Raw genomic sequence first — 23,192 nt, forward strand, 5'->3', positions numbered from 1 at the left:
TTATCATTTATCTCCAGGTTTCCCAACCTTCATTTTGAAGCAGATTGGGCGCTCTCCGAACTTCCGTATAAGGAAGCGGTAGATAAATTGAATTGAAACTACGGCTTTCGACTCGAGCCGTTGAGTATTGGAATGTGTCGTCGTCGCTTTTGGTGATGACCACTTTGTCGATTCGGACATTCAGGTCACTGAGTTGGGTAGCCCAGCGCCGAAGATCATAGGCCCGCGAACCTTCCAGGCAAGTTTCCAGACGGCGCTCATTGCGAATCAGTTCCCTGAAAGCCGTAGGGTTGCTTGCGCACTCATCCAAATATGGATCGGACCCACCTGCTCCGATTCCAGGAGTGCCATCCGTTGTTGTGCGACTGCGAATGGTTGCGATAGCTTCTTTGGGAGACAGCCTGAATTGGCGGCCTCTCATCAATTCGTGGATTTCGCTTTCGTCTGAAGCTGTAGTAATCTCGAATGCCGCGGTTGGACCGCTAATCTGGTTGGCAGCCTCTGCAAAGATTAACAGCATATTGGTCCATCGTATATAAAAAATACATTTCGGGGCCGTTTCAACATTGTTGTCGGATTTATTCCAGTTCATATAAACATATTTCTTAAAATAATATCCGGTTCTCGAGTTGTAAGATAATCCAGCCTCGTCCTTGCCTCCTGTATAGGTTTCAAAGGTGTACATGACCTCCCCGTTTGTTCCGCGTTTAGCTTCGGCTCCGTTATAGAATACCGTGGCATAAAAGCGGGGGTCCCTGTTCGCATATGGATTGTTCTCATCGTATCCGCTGTTGATATGGTCGATCGGGTATCCGTTGGCCATCGGAAAGGCATCCACTAAAGATTGGGATGGGCCGATGGCTCCGTACCCTTGGAATCCATTGGGATAAAAATTGCGTTCGATGGTTTCGTCGTCGGTTACATAGCGCGACGGGAAGATGATTTCAGGACTATTGGGGTCTGTCCATTGAAATCCGTCTTCGAGATTGAGGCCATAGGCGCTTCCCTCTACGTCTCGTTTGTACATGAGGACTTTAGCCGCCGATTCCGCAGCCTTTCGCCAGGCCGTTACTCTGTCGTTCGTATCCGGGTTATAGTTGGGGCTGGCCCACATCAGATACGTCATGGCTTTAAGCGCTTCCATGGAGATGGCGTCAAACGCCTTGTAGCGGATAGAGCCTACCACCTCGATGTTTTGTACGAGATCTTCTGTTACGAAATTGCGATTGGCAAGGGGCAAGTACTTATAGGCCGAATCACAATCGGCGATAATCTGATTTACACACTCTTTATAGGTGTTTCGCCTGAGAGTCTGTGGTTCCATGTTATCAACCTCTACCGGATCGGTAATGATCGGGAATCCTAAATACTCCCCGTTCGTAGCCTTGCCGCCGAACTTGCGTAACAGGTCGTATTGAAACCAGGCACGCAGGGCAAAAGCATCTCCTTTCAAACACCTGCGGAGCAGGCTGTCCGATTGCCGGTCTATCAGATAACGGGTGTTGAACCCGAGGTCATCCTTCAGGAAACGGTTGGCGTAATAAATACCTCGATAATTACGATTCCAGAACGAAATGAACGGATCGGAGCCTGGAACTGTGGTTCCTAACGAAAATCTGCTCAAGTCATTGTCTCCATTGGTATAGGCTGCATCGTCGGTTATGCAGTCCAGACCGATGAATTCCTGATCTGTATAACTGCTGGGCAACAAGGTGTACCCTTTTGTTATGAATCCGCGAATAATTGACGGATATTCGGTATAGTTGTTTTCATCGTAATATCCGTTGGGCAATGGATTGAGAAAGTCCGAACATCCGACCAGCAGAATCGATGCAATGAGAGCTGATGATATCTTTTTCATGGTATTAGGCTTTTAGAACGTGATTTTGATGCCTCCAGTGAAGGTTCGGAATAGAGGATAGGTCGTAACACCGGCATCAACCGATTCTGGATCAACATACTTGATTTTGGTGAAAGTCACGAGATTGGCTCCGCGAAGAAAGATTCGAAGACCTTTAATCCCGATTTTGTTGCTTTTTTTCAGCGGTGCGTTAAATCCGAGTTCTATGTTCTGAATCTTGAAATACCCTCCGTCGCGTAACCAAAAGCGAGAAACGAGATAATAGTTGGTAGCCCGAGTGTAGGTCAACCGTGGATATTCTCCGCCGACGTTATCCCGTACGAAGTGCGAATAGTTGTCGTCGCCCCAACCGTTGCGGAAATAGGCATTGGTTAACGGGATGTCGCAGAATGCACGCCCCGTGCCGACCACTGTCAGATCCAGCCATTTGTAGCGCATATAGAGATTAATGGAATAGAACAATTTGGGGATCGTATTGCCGATGACCGTATTATCGTTGTCGTCAACTTGTCCGTCGTTATTCAGGTCTGCATACATTTGAAGACGTTGGCTGGTCTCATCTTCCGAATTGTACGGACCTTTATAGACATATCCCCAATAGTCACCTTCGAGAGTTTCCGTTTGGCGTTGATAGTCATAGGTATATATCTCGTCCAGTTTCAGGTACTTCGCTTCCTGGAACGTCGCGCTTCCGCCGATAGCGTAATGGAAATCGCCGAACTGGTTTTGGTAACGAACGCCGATTTCTCCTCCGTAGTAACGCATCGAATTGTAGTTCTCGTACAATTGAGTTTCACCTAAACCGTAAGAGTATGGAATGGTGCCGGTCATTTCGGTGATGATGCCTTCACGCTTGATATTGTAATAGTTTAATTCCAGAGAGAGATGATTGTTGAACAGGACTGCATCCAGTCCAGCGTTAAATTCCTTACGTTTCTCCCATGTCAAAGTCGGATTTGCCAACCTCTGTAAGGTGGTTCTGGGTACGGTTTCAGTTCCGGTTCCGAACCAGGTCGATCCTCCTCCGGTGTAAGGGCCGAAAGTGAAATTACCGTTCTTCACATAGATGCTTTCATGCAACGTTTCATCTCCGTAGCTTTCATAGCCGATAACCCCGTATTGACCGCGGAGTTTAAGCAGGTTAATCCACTTTACTCGATCCATGAAATTCTCATTGGAGACGACCCAGCTTATTCCTACTGATGGAAATAGATCATAGCGATATCCACGGCGGAACATCGAGGACCCGGAGTAGTTCAGTACACCTTGGAATATGTAACGATCGTCATAAGAATAAGACGCCGTGAAAATACCGTTTTGCTGTTTTTCGTAGTTTTCGTTCCCCTTTGTTACCGAATTGGCCAGGTAATAGGTTGCGGATGCGTTTACGGCATGTTTGTTTTTTTCAAAATCGTAGACCAGATGTTCGAACAGGTTTAGACTTTGTCGATGGAAGTCCGTCAATTTGGTCTTACCCGAAGCGCGGGCCCCGGTGTGAGAGGAGAGTGATACAATACCTTGATCGCGGTTCCAGACGTAGGCCAGATAGTCGGGAGACTTTCCGATTCGTGTCATCAGGTAAGAGTTCAGATTGAGGAACGTATAGGACTTCAATCCTTTGACTAACCATGAAAAGTCGTATTTCACCGTCGCGTTGATCATGCCTGTACGGCCACGATTGGTGAACGATCCCGTTTCTGTGAGGGCAGCTATCGGGTTGTCGGAATAAGCATTGCTTACTCCCCAAATGGTGCGTCCTTCCAGATTATCCAGGATGGTTTCGCTTCCGTCGGGAACCTCCAGGTCGCTGTTTTCATCGGAGTATGTACCCAATCGTACCGGAAATGCCACGGGAGGGATTGTCCGCAGATGATTCATTACCGAAGTGAATACCGTGCTTCCGGTTGAGGATGAATACCTTGGTGACCGGCGGATGGTCAGTCCCGCGTAGAAAGAGACATTCGCTTCCAGGTTTTTCGTGATGCGGGCATCGATACTTGATCGTACGTTCAGCCTGTTGTAGTCGGATACAGGTCCGATCTTGTAAAGATCGCCTTCGCCTGCATAACCGATGTATGCATTGTAGCGTACGCTTTTACCCCCGCCATTGATCATCACGTTGGCCCGAGCGAAAGGTTTGGTATCTTTGAGCATCATCGAACGGAAATCGGCGCTGGGATAATAATAATCATCGGGATTGTTTTCCGCGAAACGGGCGATGGCCTCTGTGCTGTAAAGGGCGGGACGCCTGCTGGCAGTACGGGCTTGATTGTTCAGTTCCGCATAATCCGCACCGTTGCACCATTCGGGAAAGCGGTCGGTGAAACTGACTCCGCTTTCGAAGTTGACTTCGATTGTCCGTGAGTTGGGGCGGCCATGCTTGGTCCGGACATAAAGAACTCCTCCGGTGGCATCGGGACCGAACATGGCTTTGGATACCACGTCATTGAGCAACGTGATGGATTCGATTTCTCCAGGATCGAGTTGTATTTGTGTCGGAGAGACAGGGACATCGTCGACGATCAGACCGATGGACTGACCTCGCGACCGGAGATTGACGCTTCCGTTTCCTGTCGGATAGATCTCAGGATTTCCGTCCGTTTCGGTTACTTCCAACCCGGTAATCAATCCGGTGAGCATGTTGCGGAAATCGATGGCCGGATATTTCAGGTCATCCGAGGTCAGTGATCTGGCGCTGCCGGTATTGCGCAACCGTCGGATATCTCCCCAGAACGGAAGAGCTACGATGCTGTCCTGCTCGGTTTTGTTTTCTTGGGGAAGGGCAGGTTCTTCGGCGAGAGTGGATATCGGGAAAAGAAGGCTCACACTCAATATTGCCGGTATGTATATATGTATGTGTTTGATCTTCATAAATATCGGGCTGAATTGCGATATTACCACATTTCGTTGTTGACGAAATTTGTCATTTTATTGGCTTCCGAAGTTGGGAACGGGATATAATACATCGCCGATTTCCAGGTAGCCTGTCTGTTGTCGTTCAGAGGCCGACGGGTATATATCTTGCCATTGGGATATTCGGAACTGACATCGGTCTTTTCGATATACATACCCATCTGTGTGGCAGTCATGGTTGTTGGGGCTGTCATCCAGCGCCGACTGTCGAAATAGTAATGGTGCCCTTCAAAAGCGAGCTCCACGTTGCGCTCGTTACGGATCCTGTCACGGAGCAGGGTTGGGTCGCTGGAGTATTCTGCTCGGACATCTGGCATGCCGGCCCGATTCCGAACCATGTTTACGGCTTCGAGAGCGGTTAGAGACAATCCTCCGGCAGTTCCTTCGGGCCCATAGGCTTCGTTGACCGCTTCGGCGTAGTTCAGATAAAGTTCGGCCATGCGGATCAGCGGATCGGTAATTGCGTGACGGGGCCCGGACGTCCCATAGTGGCCATCCCACCATTTAAGCTGGTAGTAGCCCGTATTGGTATAGCCGTCGCTTTCTCTCGATCCCCAAGGGATTCCGAATGTCCGTCCCCGACCGTTTAACTGGGTGGTAGGCCACGTCCCGGTATTTGGGTCGTAGTGGATATTGACCCCGTCGGGGGCTCCGGCGACAACGGCTCCGTCGTAAAGAATAGTCTTGTAAAAACGAGGGTCGCGATTGTTGTAGGGATCCTGTTCGTTGTAGGCACCTGCCGCCTGTGCAATATCCCGATCCGACTCGGTGTTGAGGGGATAGCCATTGGCAGTTTCGAACATGTCGACGCAATTCTGGGTCGGGCATGTCCCGCTTGCTGCGGAGTGCCCTCCTTGCGGTTCGGCCAGCAGTGCGCAAAGGAATTCGTTGTTGTTGAGCATGCGGTCGGAACGATTCCATGCCCAGATTTGTTCATTGGTATAAGTTACACCATAGTAGTTGTTATTCCAATTTGAGAAATCCAGCATCGCATAACCCCATTCCTCAGCAATGGCGATTGCCTCTCCACAGGCGGTAGCTGCATCAGCCCAGCTGACGGCCCCGTTATTGTTTAATGGACTGGCTGCATATAGTAGGGCTCTTGCTTTCAATGCTTTGGCTGCTACGCCATTCGGAAATAGCATCTCGTTGCTGGACAAATGGCCCGCTTCGCCTGGGCGACCGTCGCGACGCATTTTGCCGGCTTGCCGGAGTAATTCGTAGGCTGTATCGTAATCTTCTGCGCAGCGGCGTAGAGTTTCGGCAGCCGGGAGCCGGGTGAGATCCCATTCGTCGTCTTCACCGAGTGAGTGATCCAAATATGGCATCCCTCCGAAATAACGTACCAACACGAAATGAGCATAGGCTCGAATGAAATAAGCCTGACCTAACAGGTCGTTTTTGTCCTCGTCGGAGGTGTTGCGCAAACGGTCGATATTTTCGATGGTGCGGTTGCAGATGCGAATGATCTGGAACATGGATTTGGATATGGGACTTCTGCTTCTCTCGATAGTCAGGTATGATATGATACGATCTCCCATAGTCCCTCGCTTGATATTCTGAGAAGTTATCAGACGTCCGGCATCGGCCATATCGGTATACTGATAGAATGAAGCCCGGGCTGTGTAAATATCGGCCTGGAGAGGAAATCCCAGTGTTAGATTCACATCATAATCGCTCTCCGTTCCGTAATATACCACATTGAAATAGGCTTTGAAATTCTTGTAGGAGGAGAAGATATCTTCTTCGTCTATGCCTAATTCGGGATCAACATCGAGATAGTTACACGAATTCAAGCCGAACAGGGAACAGAATAATATGACAATATATTTTCTCATAATCTTTGTCGTTTAGAATCCTATCTTGATACCCAGCTTCAAAGTTGTCATCATCGGATAGTATCCGGATGCAATGGACGTCCGCTGGGGGTCGTGTTCGATCAGATTGGTGAACGTGTAGACGTTATTTGCTGTCATATAAATGCTGAGAGAGTTGATTCCCAGTGCTTTCTTTAGTTTTTCGCGATTGAACGTGTAGGAAGCATAGATTTCCTTTAACGTCAGATAGTCGGCTTTGCGCCATGTGCGGTCGGGAATCTGGACGTCGTAGCCGTTGGTCGAGCTCCCTCCTCCCCATTCGTAGAGCGCATTCGGGTCGCCGTAAAACAGGTTGTTATGCGAAGCATTGGGATTGTCCGGGCGCCAATAATCGAGTTGAGACTTGTTGACCACCAGGTCATTGTGGTTGAACTCCATTTCGAAGTTGCGGTTGTATTCAACGTATTTGCCTTTGTTGCCGTAAAAAAGTACGTTGAATTCAAATCCCTTATAGCTCAATCCTGCGTGGAACGAATAGACGACAGGAGGCCATTGACATCCTTCTATATAGTGCAAATCGTCAGAATCCAGTTTCCCGTCGAACTTGTAATCCAGGTATTTGTAGGTGCCGGGGAAGATATGTGACCAATTGCTTGTATAACTGGGGTAGTTGTGAATGTCGTCTACTGAAGTATAATAACCCGAGTCTACTAAATTCGTTCCGAGGCGGGCTCCTTTGTAGCTGGTGCCTGCGTATTTCTGATAGTCGGGTGCATAGAGGGCGTCCTCATAGTTGACAATCCGGTTTTCGTTGAGTCCGATCATGGCCCCGAAATCATAACGAAGCCCGGATCGGGTTTTGCGGCTGAACCCGAGTTCAATATCGATACCGTGCTTTTTCATTTCGCCTCGGTTGACGTTTTTGTAGTCGGTGCCAACCAACATGGTGACCTGTGGTGCAATGAGCATGTCTTTACGGCGTTCGTCAAACAGATCGACTGTTAATGTGATCATGTTGTCAAACCATCCCATTTCAATTCCCAGGTCCCGTTTGCGGGCTGTTTCCCACCTTGCGTTGGAGTTTGCTGCGTCATCTTCATAGAGGAGACCTCCTCGGCTGGTGTAGCTGCTATAGTATAGCCAGCGTTCGTCGGCGCTGTCGCTTCCCACAATACCATCTGAATAGCGGATCTTCATCAGATTCCACCATGGCATCGAGTGCTTCCAAAAACCCTCCTGCGATATGACGTAACCGACTGCTGCCGAAGGGAACACACCGTACCGATTGCTTGGCGAGAACTGTTCTGATCCCGTATAGCCGACGTTGGCCTCAAAGAGATACTTGTTTTTATAAGCGTAAGTCACTCGGCCGACCAATCCTTGAGTCCGGTAGGGGAAATTTGAGTTGGTATTGCGTTCCCGTTGTTGAAATAGTGCCAGTCCGGTCACATGATGATCCTGTCCAAAGGTGCGGGCGTAGTTGAGCGATGCCTCCCAATAAAAAATCGTATAGTAGGTGCCGCTCATCCCACCCTGCGTCACGGCATAAGGTTCTTCTTCGTAAACACTTGAAGTTGTCGTGTTCCGCACCCAGGGATTTCCATCCTGATTGTCGTAACGGTCCCAGTCGATGTAAAAAACTGAATAACTTTGGTTGGCCTGTTGTGAAATACGGCCGTAGTAGGTACTCAATGAGGCTTTCGCATTGATGGAGAGCCCTTCGGTGATGAAGTCGAGTTTTTGATCGAGAATGAGGTCTGTATAAAGTGTATTGGTGGTCGTTTGTTCAAATGAGGCGTCGTTCAGATAAGTGTAGGGATTCCGATAGTACGATCCTCTGTTTGCCGCTAAGCGGGGTTCGTTCGCGTCAGGGTAGTCCGTGTCGGGGATCTCCTCTAATGCCCAAGCGGGGTAATAGGCATTGAATGACATGGGCGAAGCTGTGTAGATACTGTTGAACAGCGTGCTGACCGAAACACCGTCGGGCTGTTGCCGGATGCCCAAGGTCCCTCCGACCTTGAGTGAAAGAGAGGTCGACTTGGTTACGGTGAAATCCAAATTCGTGCGGTAGTTGATCTTGTCGTAACGGAATGTGGAATTACCCCAATCGCTGAATCGCTTGGCGATGGAGCCTTCATGGGCATAGCTGAAATTCATGAAATATTTTACCCAGTCGTTTCCTCCCGAGATATTGAAGTTGGCATTGACGGTAGGCGATATCTTTTTAACCAGAAGATCGAACCAGTCATTATCGGGATAGCGGAGTGAATTGACACGCGAAGATGGGTTCCGATATTCTGCCAGCTCTTTCTCGGAAAAGAGGCTGGAGAACATGCCGACATTTTTGTAAGCCACATTGGCCATCAGAGCAGTCTGATAGGAGCTGATGTGGTCCGGAACATTGGTGGGTATGTCCATTCCATAATTTACCGACAGGTTCATCTTTGGACGGCCGATTGACCCCGTACGGGTCGTTACGATGATTACGCCGTTTGCCCCTTTGGCTCCGAAAACGGCCGTGGCTGAAGCGTCTTTCAATACGGAGATGGTGCGAACTTCGTTCGGATCGAGTTCTGAAAAGGAGCGTTCCATGCCGTCTACGAGGATCAGCGGCTCCGATCCGTTCCAGCTCGAAAGCCCTCGGATATAGATTGTCGCGTCGTTATTTCCCGGTTGTCCGCTGGTCTGATAGGTTAATACGCCTGGGAGCTTGCCTGCGATGGCATTGGTAATATTGACGGTTCCCGAATTAACCAGTTCTTCCGTATGGACCTGGGAAATGGCTCCAACTACGGATTCCTTGCGTTGCACCCCATATCCGACAACTACGACATCTTCGATATCGGTTGCTTCTTCATACAGAGTTACCTGTAATTGAGTCTCTTTGGTGATTTTATACTCTCGGTTCTGATAGCCGATGAATTGAACGAGCAGAATGCTCCCCCGCGGAACCGAGAAATTGAATCGGCCGTTTTGATCGGCCATAACTCCGCCCAAGTCGTTTCTGTCTTTGACAGTTATGGTTGCCCCGAGCATCGGGTTTCCCTCATCATCGAGAACGATACCTGACACAGGTATGTCGGTTTCGGTGTTTTTTGGGTCGTGGGGATTTCCTGTATTTTTCGATAAAGTAATACGTAGGTTGCGCTCGGTGGAAATCCGGATTTCTTGTGATGTATATCCAGATGCGGAAATTAAAATAGTGGTTCCAGGTGCTGCGGATAGTTCAAAACTCCCTTCAGCACTGGTTGTTACGGTTTGGGAAAATACCCCCCCCCTTGCGGAAACCGAAGCCCCTTGAATGGGCTTGCCTTCTTCGTCAAGTACGATTCCGGTAACTATGGACGAATTTTGGGCAAATGCAGATGGGGAGCCAAACACCAAGCCGCATAATAATATTGACATAAGAACAACGATACCTTTTGGGAGTACTTGCCGCTCTTCCGTCAAAGTGTTGGTATTTTTCATAGGTATAGTTTTAAGGTTGTTAGGTTCAAGAGCGATTGGGATCACGAAGAATCCGATGGAAGTATGACAATCTCGACAAGAGTTGGCAACTCTGCCGCACCCCGAATGGAATATATACAGGAAAAAAGATAATACTCCGCCACGATCGGTTTGAACCGTGGCCCGGCATCTTTGCTCTCGCACAAGTTGGACAATAACTCTTCGATGCTCGGTTTTCGGGAAGAGTAGATTTTGCTGGGTTAGGCTTAAGGCGTGTGAATTAATTTTAGGTCATAAGCTTGTTTGTTAGTGAGGTTATACGCTATAATCGATTGTGTTAGGTGTGTTTCTTGTCTTTTATTTTTCTGACGATTTCCTTATAATAAGTTGGGGTTTTAATACGATATCCTTTACCTTACGGTCTGCAATCGGCAGATTCATTTGCTCCAATAGCATTTTTGCCACTTCGATACCCATTTCTACATTTCGTTGATCTACAGATGAAAGCATCGGATCAACGAATTCGTCGAATAGTTCGTTGCCGAATCCAACAACTGCAATGTCCTCCGGTATTTTTATGTTGTTGTTTTTTAGTGATTTGAATAGCCCCATGGCAGAATTGTCACTTGATGAAAATACGGCATCGGGACGTTCGTCGAGAGGTAGCGATAAAATCTGCTCTGCCGCTTTTGTCCCGGCTTCTAACGTGATACCGCATTGATAAACCAACTGTTCGCTTATGGGGATTCCTGCTTCTTTGAGGGCTTGTACATATCCCATCTGGCGTTGTTGATAAACACTGATGCCTTGAGGCCCGGCCAAATGTGCTATACGTTTACAACCTCTGTCTATCATGTGTTTCACAGCATCATAGGCGCCGGCATAGTCGTCAATTCGTACACTATTGACATGACGGAACAAAGGAATGCGATCGAAAAAAACGATAGGCATACCTTTTTCTATGGCCTGGTCAAAATGCTGATAGTCGATTGTATCGGCAGCAAGTGAAATGGCAAGCCCGTCGACTTTTTGCATCATTGCCTGCAGAACCTGTTTTTCCTTCTCCCATAATTCGTGTGATTGCGCAACCAGTACACTGTAGCCGGCTTCATTAACTACATTTTCGATACTTTCAATCAGAAGGGAAAAGAATGAACGGCCTATGCGGGGCACGATGACTCCAATTACCCGGCCTTTTCCTGTTCGGAGTTGACTGGCTGCCAAATTCGGCTGGAATCCACGCTCTTTGGCCAATGACCACACCTTTTCCTTCATTTTCCGGCTGATCCGCGGATGATCCTGGAATGCTCTGGAAACTGTTGATGCCGTGGTGCTCAACTCCTTTGCAAGGTCGTATATTGTGATGTTGTTATTCATTGAATCTGGTGATAAATATTGTGAAAAAGCAGGTGTGTCGGAAAAGTTTTTTGTTCGCTTTTGACAAATATATATATTTTTTTTATATTTGTGCAATCGATTGTGTTTTTTGGTGCTAATTTTTCCCAAGTATTTAAATCTAAAAGCAGAAATCATGGAGCGAATTATAATTTTAGCTTATTTTTTATTAGCACCTTCTCTGATGTTGAAGGCCGCGCAACCCTTCTCTGGCGAAATGAATCCCGATGCTGTCCGCACGGTTTGCAATGCTGTCGCAACATGGCAAATGGATAATTTCGAAAAGGTCAAACGGAATAATCTCAGTTGGGTCAACGGCGCGCTTTATCGGGGAATGATCGAATGGGCCAATTTGGAGAATAATCAGGAAATATTCGATTTTCTCATGAATATCGGAAAGAAAAATCGGTGGGCTATGCCTTCCCGAGTCTATCACGCCGATGATATCTGCGTCGGGCAGGCTTTCATTGAGATGTATCGTAAATATAAGGACCGGAGGATGCTCCAGCCTGTTATGGAGCGTGCTTTTTATGTGGCTTCTCATCCGTCGTCCGCTCCGATGTCGAAAGCGGATGAGAAAGGGAAGGATGAACGCTGGTCGTGGAGCGATGCTTTGTTTATGGCAGCCCCGGTCTATGCCGCTTTATATGCTATTACGGGGGAACAAATCTATTTTGATTACATGGACAGTGAATTCCGCATCAGTACGGATTCGCTTTATGATAAGAAAGAACATTTGTATTATAGGGACTGTATGCGCATTCCATTGCGCGAGCCGAATGGAGCCAAACAGTTCTGGGGTCGTGGTAATGGCTGGGTATTTGCCGCTATCCCGCTTATTTTGGAAAATTTGCCCGCTGACCACCCCTCACGCGGTTACTATATTGAGATCTTTTGCCAAATGGCTGAAAGAGTGGTTGACACACAGGATCGTTCCGGCTCGTGGCATGCAAGTTTGCTTGATCCTGCCACGTATCCCGACCCTGAAAACAGCGTTTCCGCTTTCTTTTGTTACGGATTGGGCTGGGGACTCCGAACCGGGATCCTTTCCGGAAAGAAATATGAACGTGCTCTTGAGCGCGGATGGGAATCGCTTATCAGTTATGTTCATGCAGACGGCAAGTTGGGATATGTTCAGCCCATTGGCAATGCACCTCGGAAAGCAGGAGCCGATTCGACTGAGGCTTATGGCGTCGGCGGACTGTTGCTGGCCGGAAGTGAAATCATCCGTTTGAAGCAGGAATAGGGATGGGTGCGTAAATGCGTAAAATCGATAATTGAATTTGATATGAGAAAGATAAAAGTTCTTTTTTTGCTTGGGGCGCTGTTTTGTGGAATATCACTTGTTGCGCAACCGTTAAACAATAAAAAAATCAATGGATATCGAGGGATTTGGTTTACATTGGGCCAGGAAAGCGAGTATGGATACAAGTATTCTGGCGGATTGGGAACCTATACGGTCAAGCATAATCCATTGGCTGTTTACGCTCCGGAAGTAGACCGTACTTTTTTCGTATATGGAGGGACGACGGAAGCCAAGGAACGTCATTTGCTCTGTATGATAGGTTGTTATGATCATAAAACCGGGATGGTTCAAAAACCCGTTGTGGTGTTCGACAAGGAGCAGGTAAAAGACCCGCATGACAATCCGGCTCTCCAAATTGATGAGGATGGATATTTGTGGGTATTTGTAAGCGGTCGAGGAGCAAAACGCCCGGGGCATATTTATCGAAGCGAAAATCCGTATGATATTTCTAAATTCCATGCGGTGAAAACATGGATGATGACCTATCCTCAACCGATGTATGTACCGGGAGAAGGTTTCTTTCTTTGCTTTACTCAATATACGGGGGTCCGCAAACTCTATTTTTCGGTCAGCCGGGATGGTCAATCCTGGAGTACACCGGAATTATTGGCGGATATTAAGGAGCCGGGTGATAAATATAGTGGGCAATATCAGGTATCTGCATCTTTCGGGAACAAAATTGTTACTTGTTTTAACCGGCATAAGAACGGGGTTGTAGATACTCGGACAAATATGTATTACCTCCAGACAACGGATATGGGTAAAACTTGGACTACGGCCGATGGCATCAGGGTCGAAACTCCTGTGACGGATTTGCACAGCCCTTGTTTGGTTGTTGATGCTCAGTCTCAAAAGAAGAATTTGTATATTAAAGATGTAAATTTCGATGAAGAAGGCAATCCGGTCGTGCTTTACCTCACCAGTGGGGGACACAAACCGGGTCCGGGCAACAATCCGAGACAATGGTATGTCGGTTATTGGAACGGATCGGAATGGAATCATTATCCGGTAACGACTTCGACCCATAACTATGATTCGGGCAGTATTTGGACCGGCCATGACTGTTGGACGGTTATCGCTCCAACTGATGCGGGCCCCCAAAAATGGGGTACGGGCGGTGAAATCGTTATGTGGCAAAGTAAAAATAAAGGCAAGACGTGGAAACGAGTGAAAACTTTGACCTCCAACAGCCCATATAATCATGGATATGTACGGCGACCGCTCAATGCGACAGATCCTTTCTATGGCTTTTGGGCGGATGGAAATCCCGAACGACTTACAAAGTCAATACTTTATTTTACCGATTCGAAAGGGAATGTCTATTCATTGCCTTATGATATGAAGGAGGAGTGGGCTGCACCCAAGGCTCTCCCCGATATCGGTAAGCGATAGCATTTTAAGGATGCCGGTTCCATAGAATCGGCATCCTGTTGTGCCTATCCTGGATTTGTTAAACCTAAAATTCTTTCTTAAATGAACGCATTCAAACCTCTTGTTTGGGGATTGCTCGTCTTTATATTTATGGGATGTACCAAGGAAAACGGACGTAATTCGCAAGAAGAGCCCTCTGGTACGACCGATCCTGCTGTTCAGGCCTATGGAGCTGCTTCTTGGACAGCACAATATGCTTCTGGGGACCGGATCTCGTTCGGGGATGATTATCCCGAACGGCGTGAAGGGAAATCAGTCGGTATCTTTTATTTTATATGGCTTGGACATCATGGTTATGATGAATCGAGTAATGACCATACGTCTGAAGTCATCACACCGTCGGCTTCCGATACAAGAAGCCCGTATGATATTACGGAATTACTTAAGGCAAATCCCTCTGATCCGGCTTATGGGCCCGATCAAGCTTTCCATCATTGGGGCAAGCCTTATTTTGATTATTATGTTTCCAATGATACATGGGTATTGCGCAGGCACGCACAGATGCTCAGTGATGCAGGTATAGATGTTATTTTCCTCGACGTGACCAACAGTTTTATTTATGAATCGACTGTGCGCACGATCTGTAATCTCTACCTGACCATGCGTAATGAAGGGAATCCTACTCCGCAGATATCCTTTCTTGCCAACAGTTCCTCAAGTGCAACGGTTCAGGCACTTTATGATCAGTTTTATTCCAATAGTCGTTATGAGTCGCTTTGGTTCCAATGGGACGGAAAGCCTTTAATCTTATGCGATACGGATGAGGGTTTCGATGCGGAAGTCGCTGCTTATTTTACTATGCGGAAAGCCTGGTTCGATTCGGGACAATCATGGTTCGGCGATGGCGAAGGCCGTTGGACCTGGGGTGATTATTATCCCCAGAGGCCCGGACTCAAAAACGGTGCCGTCGAGCAAATTTCAGTCATGCCGGCCACCCACCCGTCACTTCGTTGCATCGGACGAAGCCATACGGGTACTGAGCAGCCTGCGACTACGACTGAGGAGATGTCGGGAGCTGGTACGTATTTCAAACTTCAGTGTGCCAGGGCATTGGAAATCGATCCCGATTTTGTCCTTATTACGGGTTGGAATGAATGGGTTGCGCAGCGGCAGATTAGTGGGGAGATACCTTCTACGGAATATTTTATTGGGAAACCGGTCTCGGAAGGTGACACCTATTTCGTTGATCAGTATAACCATGAGTATAGCCGGGATATTGAACCTGTAGCCGATGGCTTCCGTGATAATTATTATTACTATATGGTAGATTTTATCCGGAAGTTTAAGGGCGTAACTCCTCCTCCTGTTATCCGAGAAACCCGCTCGATATCTGTTGATGGATCGATGGACGATTGGACTGATGTTGCAGTCTGCTACTCTGATGACAGGGGAGATATTGCAGAGCGGAATCATTTCGGATGGGGTCGGGTTGGACAATTGATCGATTATTCGGGCCGTAATGATATTATAGTTACAAAAGTCACGGCTGATGATAATAATCTTTATTTTTATGTAAAAACGGCCTATACAATGACTCCGTATTCGGATGACGATTGGATGCGATTGTTTATCTCTGTGGATGGGGATACCGGAAATAACTGGGAAGGATTCGGTTATGTTGTGAACAATAACGTGTTGAGCGGAACCACGACTACTCTTCAGCGAGCCCAGGGCGGATGGAGTTGGGGGGATGACCGTGAGATCAGTTATGCGGTTCGTGATAATCAGATGGAGATTGCGATTCCGCTGGAGGCCCTGCATATCTCGAATAAGGATAATTTTACGGTCGATTTTAAATGGATTGACAACAGTGTGAGCGATGGAGATATATGTGAATGCATGAAATACGGGGATTCTGCTCCCAATGGCCGCTTCCGCTATCGATTCTCTGTTAATCGTTGAGAGCTGTTTGTATGCAAAGACTCCCCGAAACGGGGATGGTCCGCATAAATTGTGGACCCCCGAAGGATTGCAGATGTACCTTTAAGATGTCAGATTATTTTATGCCAGATCTGTAATCTTTTTTGCATCGGAATTCACGATGTTATGATAAACAACATGTCCCAGGCAAAATGCCTGGGACATGTCCTGTTGATAGGAGAGTGCGTTTCGGCCCCCCCCCTCCCTTGGGTGTGTTACTCTTCCAGCAGGATTTCGAGGATCTTGATGGCGGCCGTGGCGATCGGCGTGCCGGGGCCGAAGATGGCGGCGGCACCGTCGCGGTAGAGCTCGTCGTAATCCTGGTGAGGAATCACACCGCCGACGATGACGATGATATCCTCACGTCCGAGTTTCTTCAGCTCGGCGATGATCTGCGGCACGAGGGTGAGGTGCCCGGCAGCCAGCGACGAGACGCCCACAACGTGTACGTCATTCTCGACGGCCTGCTTGGCGGCCTCCTCGGGGGTCTGGAACAGCGGGCCCATGTCGACGTCGAAGCCGATGTCTGCATAGCCCGTAGCTACGACCTTGGCGCCGCGGTCGTGACCGTCCTGCCCGAGTTTGGCGATCATGATACGCGGCTGACGGCCCTCTTTCTTGGCGAATTCGGCGCACAGCTCCTTGGCGTGCTCGAAAGATTTGTCGTTTTTCACCTCTGACGAATAAACTCCTGAAATGGAACGGATAACGGCTTTGTAGCGGCCTACGACCACCTCGCAGGCATCGGAGATCTCACCCAGCGTAGCGCGGGCCTTGGCGGCCTCGACGGCCAGTGCGAGCAGGTTGCCCTGCTTGGTCTTCACACATTCGGTGATGGCGTCGAGGGCCTTCTTCACGGCGGCCTCGTCGCGCGAAGCGCGCAACTCCTTCAGCCGCTTGATCTGGCTCTCGCGCACGGCGGTGTTGTCCACGGCGAGGATGTCGATCGGCGCCTCCTTTTCGAGGCGGTACTCGTTCAGGCCGATGATCTTCTCCTCGCCGGAGTCGATGCGGGCCTGCTTGCGGGCCGAAGCCTCCTCGATACGCATCTTCGGAATGCCGGTCTCGATGGCCTTGGCCATACCGCCCAGCTTCTCGATCTCCTGGATGTGCTCCCAGGCCTTGTGCGCGATCTCGTTGGTGAGGGTCTCGACGTAGTATGAACCGGCCCACGGGTCGACCTCACGGCAGATGGAGGTCTCCTCCTGGATGTAGATCTGGGTGTTGCGGGCAATACGTGCCGAGAAGTCGGTCGGCAGGGCGATGGCTTCGTCGAGGGCATTGGTGTGCAGCGACTGGGTGTGGCCCAGGGCGGCGCCCATGGCCTCGATGGCCGTGCGGGCCACGTTGTTGAAGGGATCCTGCTCCGTGAGCGACCAGCCGGAGGTCTGCGAGTGGGTACGCAGCGCCAGCGACTTGGGGTTCTTGGGGTTGAACTGCTTGACGATCTTGGCCCACAGCATACGTGCGGCGCGCATCTTGGCGATCTCCATGAAGTGGTTCATGCCGATGGCCCAGAAGAACGACAGACGCGGTGCGAAGGCGTCGATCGACATCCCGGCGTTGATGCCGGCGCGGAGGTATTCCAGACCGTCGGCCAGCGTATAGGCCAGCTCGATGTCGGCCGTGGCACCGGCCTCCTGCATGTGGTATCCCGAGATCGAGATGGAGTTGAACTTCGGCATGTTCTTCGAGGTGTACTCGAAGATGTCGGCGATGATGCGCATCGAGAACTCGGGCGGGTAGATATAGGTGTTGCGCACCATGAACTCCTTGAGGATGTCATTCTGAATGGTGCCCGACAGCTGGTCGAGGGTGCATCCCTGCTCCAGACCGGTGACGATGTAGAAGGCCAGGATGGGCAGCACGGCGCCGTTCATGGTCATCGAGACGGACATCTTGTCGAGGGGAATGCCGTTGAAGAGGACCTTCATGTCCTCGACGGAGCAGATCGACACGCCGGCCTTTCCGACGTCACCCACGACACGCGGGTGATCGGCGTCATAACCGCGGTGCGTAGCCAGGTCGAAAGCCACCGAGAGGCCCTTCTGTCCGGCGGCGAGGTTGCGGCGGTAGAAGGCGTTGGACTCCTCGGCGGTCGAGAAGCCTGCGTACTGGCGGATGGTCCAGGGGCGCATGACGTACATCGTCGAATAGGGCCCGCGGAGGAACGGAGCGATACCTGCGGCATAGTTCAGGTGCTCCATGCCTTCGAGGTCTTCGGCCGTGTAGGTACCCTTGACGGGGATTCGTTCGGCCGTGAGCCACGGTTCCACCTGCCCGCAGCCCTTCGAGGCGCAGCAGCTCTTCTGCTGCCCGTCTCCTTCGTATTTGAGTTCTGAAAATTTAGCTCTCATGATCTTTGTGCAAAAGGTTTGTCAGGGCATCGGCTGTCGGTCCGTTACGGGGTTTCCGGGGCGAACCGGGCCGATAAAAGCGCTCAGGGCTTAGATTCCCATCTCTTTAAGGTAAAACTTCAGGGTTTCGAGGACATTGGACTTCACATTGATGAAGTTCGTGATGCCCTGTGCCTCCAGTTCGGGCGTGCAGGCCGGGGCACCGGCAATCACGAGGATGGCCTTGCCGCCGAGCAGCTCCTTCACTTTCGGTGCAACCTCTGCGTAGTCGTCGTCCGAAGCGCAGACCACAACGATCTCGGCTTTGGATTCGAGCGCGGCCTTGACGCCCTCCTCGACCGACTTGAAGAAGGTGTTGTCCTGGACGCGGATTCCGGCGCAGGCGAAGAAGTTGCACGAGAACTGGGCGCGGGCGCGGGCCATGGCGAGGCTTCCGCAGGTGAGCATGAAGGCCTTGGGCTGCTTGCCCGAGCGGTCGACGTGCAGGCGCATCGCCTCGAAGGCCATGGCACCGCGGTAGGGAGCCAGCGTATTGCCTTCGGCTGCCTTGCGCGTCACGGCCTCTTCGGTGATCTCCTTTCCGGCGACCTCCGTGAAGTTGGGGTACTGGTTGGCGCCCAGCAGGATCTGGCGGCGCGTAGCGATGGCCTTGTCCTTGGCTGCGGCCGATGCCTCGATGCGCTCCTTGATCCATCCGGCCTTGTAGGCTTCGGTGTAGCCTCCCTTCTCCTCGATTTCGAGGAAGAGTTTCCAGGCTTCGTTGGCGATCGACTGCGTGAGGTTCTCGACGTAGTACGAACCGCCGGCGGGGTCTACCACCTGGTCGAAGTGGGCCTCGTGCTTGAGCAGCAGCTCGACGTTGCGGGCGATGCGCTTCGAGAACTCCGTGGGGGTTTCGAAGGCGGCGTCGAACGGGGTGACTTCCAGCGAGTGTACGCCGCCGATGGCTGCGGACATGGCCTCGGTCGTACCGCGGAGCATGTTCACGTAGGGGTCGTAGACGGTCTGGTTCCAGTCGGCCGTGCGGGCGTGGATCATCATCTTGCAGGCGCAGTTCTTCTCGGGGTTGTAATTCTTGACGATATTGGCCCAGAGCATACGGGCTGCGCGGAACTTGGCGATCTCCATGAAGTAGTTCGACGTCACGGAGAACGAGAAGCGCAGTTTGCGGGCTGCGATGTTGGCGCTCAGTCCGGCATCGGTCAGGCGGGCCAGGTAGTCGTTACCGGCGGCGAGGGCGAAAGCGAGCTCCTCGACGATGGTCGATCCGGCGTTTGCGAAGATGCCGGCCGAGACGGTGACGATGCGGATGTGCTTGTACTCGCGGGTGCGCTCGATGAGCGAAGTGATCTTCGAGAAGCACTTCTCGCCGTTGGGCGAGCAGAAGTCGCCCTTCTGCGAGAGGCCCTTGACGATGGGGTCGATGCAGAATGCGACGTGTGCTTCGGCGGCGAGGCCCTCCTTTTCGAGTTTGTCGAGGACGAGTTCGGCGACGCGTCCGGTGTGGAGGCCGCAGAAGGTCATCTCGATGGCCGGGATGTGGATTTCGGCGAGGAGCTGATCGAGATCGGCGGCCGAGAACTCTTCTCCGGCGATGGAGAACCCTAAGGAGTCGACGCCCGAATTGAGGAGTTTGAGCGCTTCGGCGTTGGCCTCCTTGGGACATTTGACCTCGATGGTCTGATGCACGTGCCAGCGGTTGTGGCTGCGCGTACCTCTCACGTAGGGGAACTCGCCTGCCTGCGAGCCCAGGAAGCGGATGCCTTCGAGGTTTTCGGCACGGTAGTAGGGGCGGACGTTGAAGCCTTCGCCCGTGCGCCATACCAGTTTACGCTCGTAATCGGCACCTTTCAGGTCGGCTGTGATCACCTCTTCCCACTTTTCGGTCGGGACCGGGGGAAATTCGGTGAACAGCTTTTCACGTTTGGTATTTGCCATGACTATTTAGAGATTAGTATGAGTGTTTCCGCTTGTAGTTTCGAAATTGCACGTAAAGGTACGAAATAATTGTCGAATTGTAACAATAAATTGTTAACAAAATAACAAAACTTGCCGTTTGCCGGATCAAATGGCCGGCTGCACTCCCTTTTCTCCGGATTCCGGACCCTTTGACTTTTTAGGTATTTTGGATTAATTTTATCCTTTTTATCCTGAAAAATGCGAAAAAACAAAAATGTGTGATTTTTGGGATTTCTGTGAAAAAATGGGGTTGTTTTCCGGAAAATGGCCTTAAAAAATCGCGATTTCTCGAAAAAATGGAGGTGTTTTTCGGGAAATTGCCTTAAAAAATCACGATTTTTCAGAAAAAAGTGATTTTTGCAGAAACAACGAATTGAAATTATTTTTACATTTGCACCAGAACAACAGAACAACCGGAGCGGGGCGCAATCCCGGGGTTGGTTAGGGTGCGGATCCCTGCCGGAAGGCAGTGGTCCGGGCAATCTCAGGTTAGGTTTTAGTTAACAATTATTTGGGTTCTCCCCCGCCCGGTTTTTTGGTAGAAAACCCAATCATCAAACAAATAAGGTCTATGTCATCATTGCTCAGATTCAAAATGGTCGACGCGGCGATCAACCACACCGCCGTGGCGGTGAAGGCTCCGGAAGGACGCCCTTCGGATTACTTCGGCGAGAAGGTTTTCGGGCGCGCCGCCATGCGCAAGTACCTCGACAAGCGGACTTACGCCGCACTGCTCGACACGATGGAGAACCGCACTCCGCTGACGCTCGAAGTGGCCGACAGCATCGCCGCGGGGATGCGGCAGTGGGCCCTGGAACACGGTGCCGACCACTATACGCACTGGTTCCAGCCGCTGACGGGCGGTACGGCCGAGAAACACGACGCCTTTGCCGAGCCGGACGGCCTCGGCGGAGTCCTGGAGGAGTTTTCGGGAAAGCTGCTCGTGCAGCAGGAGCCCGACGCTTCGTCGTTCCCCAACGGCGGCATCCGCAACACGTTCGAGGCGCGCGGTTATTCGGCGTGGGACCCCACCTCTCCGGCCTTCATCGTCGACACGACGCTCTGTATCCCGACCGTCTTCATCGCCTATACGGGCGAGGCGCTCGACTATAAGGTGCCTTTGCTGCGGTCGCTGACGGCCGTCGGGACGGCTGCCGCCGAGGTGTGCCACTATTTCGACAAGAATGTCGAGAAGGTTTTCGCCTATCTGGGCTGGGAGCAGGAGTATTTCCTCGTGGACGAGAGCCTGTGGGCCGTGCGTCCGGACCTGATGCTCACGGGCCGTACGCTCATGGGCCACGAATCGGCGAAGAACCAGCAGTTGGAGGACCACTATTTCGGAGCGATTCCGACCCGTGTGATGGCCTTCATGCGGGACCTGGAGTATGAGTGCCTGAAACTGGGTATTCCGGTCAAGACGCGCCACAACGAGGTGGCCCCGAACCAGTTCGAACTGGCCCCGGTCTACGAGGAGGTGAACCTGGCCAACGACCACAACCAGCTGCTGATGACCATCATGGACAAGATTGCCCGGCGCCACCAGTTCCGGGTGCTGCTGCACGAGAAGCCCTTCAAGGGGATCAACGGCTCGGGCAAGCACAACAACTGGTCGCTCGGGACGGATACGGGCGTGAATCTGTTGGGACCGGGCAAGACGGCGGCCGAAAATCTGCAGTTCATCACCTTCCTGGTGAATGCCATCTCGGCGGTCTACAAGCATAACGGGCTGCTGAAGGCGTCGATCATGAGTGCCACGAACGCACACCGCCTGGGAGCCAACGAGGCGCCCCCGGCCATCATTTCGACCTTCCTCGGGGCACAGGTTTCGGCCGTGCTGGACAAGCTGGCGGCGTCGAAGGGTGACGATGCGATCCGTTTCGATGCGAAGAACGTCTTCAAGATGAGCGGTATTTCGCATATTCCGACCCTGTTGCGGGACAATACCGACCGCAACCGTACCTCGCCGTTTGCCTTTACGGGCAACCGGTTCGAGTTCCGGGCCGTCGGGTCGTCGGACAACTGCGCCGAGGCGATGATCGTGCTCAATACGGCGATGGCCAGCGAGTTGACGGAGTTCAAGAAGAAGGTGGATGCGAAGATCGAGGCCGGGATGAAGAAGGAGAAGGCGATCTACGAAGTACTCAAACAGATGATCAAGGCCTGCCATGCGATCCGTTTTGACGGCAACGGCTATTCGGACGAGTGGAAGGAGGAGGCGAAGCGCCGGGGTCTGGACTGCGAGACCTCCACGCCGTTGATTTTCGACCGTTATCTGGATCCGGAGAGCCTGAAAATGTTTGCAGAGATGGGGGTTTTCTCGAAGGTTGAGCTGGAAGCCCGCACGGAGGTGAAGTGGGAGACCTATACGAAGAAGATCCAGATCGAGGGCCGTGTGCTGGGCGACCTGGCGATGAACCACATCGTGCCGATCGCCTCGAAATACGAGGCGGAGCTGCTGGACAAGGTCTACAAGATGTCGCAGATTCCGGGGTTGAATGCCGAGCCGGACATTCGCCTGATCAAGCGGATCCAGGACCATACGGCTGAGATCCAGCGGTTGACGGCGGAGATGATCGACGCGCGGAAGGTGGCCAACCGCATCGAGGACCAGCGCGAGAAGGCGATTGCCTATCACGATACGGTGGCGGTCTATTTCGATCAGATCCGGCGTCACATCGACAAGCTGGAGGAGATCGTCGACGACCAGATCTGGCCGTTGCCGAAATACCGGGAGTTGCTGTTCCTGCGCTGATCCGGTTCTGTGAAAACGCTCCGGCCGTCCGAAC

Annotated in this window: 11 protein-coding genes; 4 read left to right on the top strand and 7 right to left on the bottom strand. The window is 51.2% G+C overall.

Annotation, left to right across the window (positions count from 1 at the left end; genetic code table 11):
* Window positions 1–7: 7 nt before the first annotated feature.
* The 5 genes from ABGT65_RS09190 to ABGT65_RS09210 form a co-directional block, all read right to left on the bottom strand.
* The gene (locus ABGT65_RS09190; protein ID WP_346701557.1) at window positions 8–1,861 is read right to left on the bottom strand and encodes a RagB/SusD family nutrient uptake outer membrane protein; all 1,854 of its coding nucleotides are present in this window, start codon (window positions 1,859–1,861) and stop codon (window positions 8–10) included.
* A gap of 12 nt (window positions 1,862–1,873) precedes the next feature.
* Complete coding sequence (locus ABGT65_RS09195) at window positions 1,874–4,732, bottom strand: SusC/RagA family TonB-linked outer membrane protein (RefSeq protein WP_346701559.1); 2,859 nt, start codon at window positions 4,730–4,732, stop codon at window positions 1,874–1,876.
* Between the two features lie 23 nt (window positions 4,733–4,755).
* On the bottom strand, window positions 4,756–6,612 hold the full coding sequence (locus ABGT65_RS09200; RefSeq protein ID WP_346701561.1) for a RagB/SusD family nutrient uptake outer membrane protein: 1,857 nt from the start codon (window positions 6,610–6,612) through the stop codon (window positions 4,756–4,758).
* Between the two features lie 12 nt (window positions 6,613–6,624).
* On the bottom strand, window positions 6,625–10,059 hold the full coding sequence (locus tag ABGT65_RS09205) for a SusC/RagA family TonB-linked outer membrane protein (RefSeq protein ID WP_346701563.1): 3,435 nt from the start codon (window positions 10,057–10,059) through the stop codon (window positions 6,625–6,627).
* A gap of 336 nt (window positions 10,060–10,395) precedes the next feature.
* Window positions 10,396–11,571, bottom strand: a complete 1,176-nt coding sequence (locus ABGT65_RS09210; protein WP_346701565.1) for a LacI family DNA-binding transcriptional regulator — start codon at window positions 11,569–11,571, stop codon at window positions 10,396–10,398.
* On the opposite strand from ABGT65_RS09210, the gene ABGT65_RS09215 reads away from it, so the two are divergent.
* From ABGT65_RS09215 to ABGT65_RS09225, 3 genes are all read left to right on the top strand, one after another.
* A complete protein-coding gene (locus tag ABGT65_RS09215) occupies window positions 11,570–12,679 on the top strand; it encodes a glycoside hydrolase family 88 protein (RefSeq protein ID WP_346701566.1) in 1,110 nt (369 codons plus the stop codon). The two genes, ABGT65_RS09210 and ABGT65_RS09215, sit on opposite strands and share 2 nt — an antisense overlap.
* Window positions 12,680–12,721: 42 nt before the next feature.
* Window positions 12,722–14,131, top strand: a complete 1,410-nt coding sequence (locus ABGT65_RS09220) for a BNR-4 repeat-containing protein (RefSeq protein WP_346701568.1) — start codon at window positions 12,722–12,724, stop codon at window positions 14,129–14,131.
* Between the two features lie 81 nt (window positions 14,132–14,212).
* A complete protein-coding gene (locus tag ABGT65_RS09225; RefSeq protein ID WP_346701569.1) occupies window positions 14,213–16,072 on the top strand; it encodes a hypothetical protein in 1,860 nt (619 codons plus the stop codon).
* A 233-nt stretch (window positions 16,073–16,305) separates the two neighbouring features.
* Here ABGT65_RS09225 and scpA read toward each other — a convergent pair whose 3' ends face one another.
* Both scpA and ABGT65_RS09235 read right to left on the bottom strand, forming a co-directional pair.
* On the bottom strand, window positions 16,306–18,447 hold the full coding sequence (gene scpA / locus ABGT65_RS09230; protein WP_346701571.1) for a methylmalonyl-CoA mutase: 2,142 nt from the start codon (window positions 18,445–18,447) through the stop codon (window positions 16,306–16,308).
* Between the two features lie 90 nt (window positions 18,448–18,537).
* A complete protein-coding gene (locus ABGT65_RS09235; protein WP_346701573.1) occupies window positions 18,538–20,385 on the bottom strand; it encodes a methylmalonyl-CoA mutase family protein in 1,848 nt (615 codons plus the stop codon).
* A gap of 616 nt (window positions 20,386–21,001) precedes the next feature.
* On the opposite strand from ABGT65_RS09235, the gene ABGT65_RS09240 reads away from it, so the two are divergent.
* Entirely contained in the window at window positions 21,002–23,158 is a 2,157-nt protein-coding gene (locus ABGT65_RS09240; RefSeq protein ID WP_346703078.1) for a glutamine synthetase III, read from the top strand.
* The last annotated feature ends 34 nt before the right edge of the window (window positions 23,159–23,192 follow it).

Origin of the sequence: uncultured Alistipes sp. (assembly GCF_963931675.1) — a bacterium.
Classification (GTDB): domain Bacteria; phylum Bacteroidota; class Bacteroidia; order Bacteroidales; family Rikenellaceae; genus Alistipes.

Coding starts and splice junctions, on each gene's coding strand:
- ABGT65_RS09190 (WP_346701557.1), bottom strand. CDS start 1,861: ATGAAAAAGATATCATCAGCTCTCATTGCATCGATTCTGCTGGTCGGA.
- ABGT65_RS09195 (WP_346701559.1), bottom strand. CDS start 4,732: ATGAAGATCAAACACATACATATATACATACCGGCAATATTGAGTGTG.
- ABGT65_RS09200 (WP_346701561.1), bottom strand. CDS start 6,612: ATGAGAAAATATATTGTCATATTATTCTGTTCCCTGTTCGGCTTGAAT.
- ABGT65_RS09205 (WP_346701563.1), bottom strand. CDS start 10,059: ATGAAAAATACCAACACTTTGACGGAAGAGCGGCAAGTACTCCCAAAA.
- ABGT65_RS09215 (WP_346701566.1), top strand. CDS start 11,570: ATGGAGCGAATTATAATTTTAGCTTATTTTTTATTAGCACCTTCTCTG.
- ABGT65_RS09210 (WP_346701565.1), bottom strand. CDS start 11,571: ATGATTTCTGCTTTTAGATTTAAATACTTGGGAAAAATTAGCACCAAA.
- ABGT65_RS09220 (WP_346701568.1), top strand. CDS start 12,722: ATGAGAAAGATAAAAGTTCTTTTTTTGCTTGGGGCGCTGTTTTGTGGA.
- ABGT65_RS09225 (WP_346701569.1), top strand. CDS start 14,213: ATGAACGCATTCAAACCTCTTGTTTGGGGATTGCTCGTCTTTATATTT.
- scpA (WP_346701571.1), bottom strand. CDS start 18,447: ATGAGAGCTAAATTTTCAGAACTCAAATACGAAGGAGACGGGCAGCAG.
- ABGT65_RS09235 (WP_346701573.1), bottom strand. CDS start 20,385: ATGGCAAATACCAAACGTGAAAAGCTGTTCACCGAATTTCCCCCGGTC.
- ABGT65_RS09240 (WP_346703078.1), top strand. CDS start 21,002: ATGGTCGACGCGGCGATCAACCACACCGCCGTGGCGGTGAAGGCTCCG.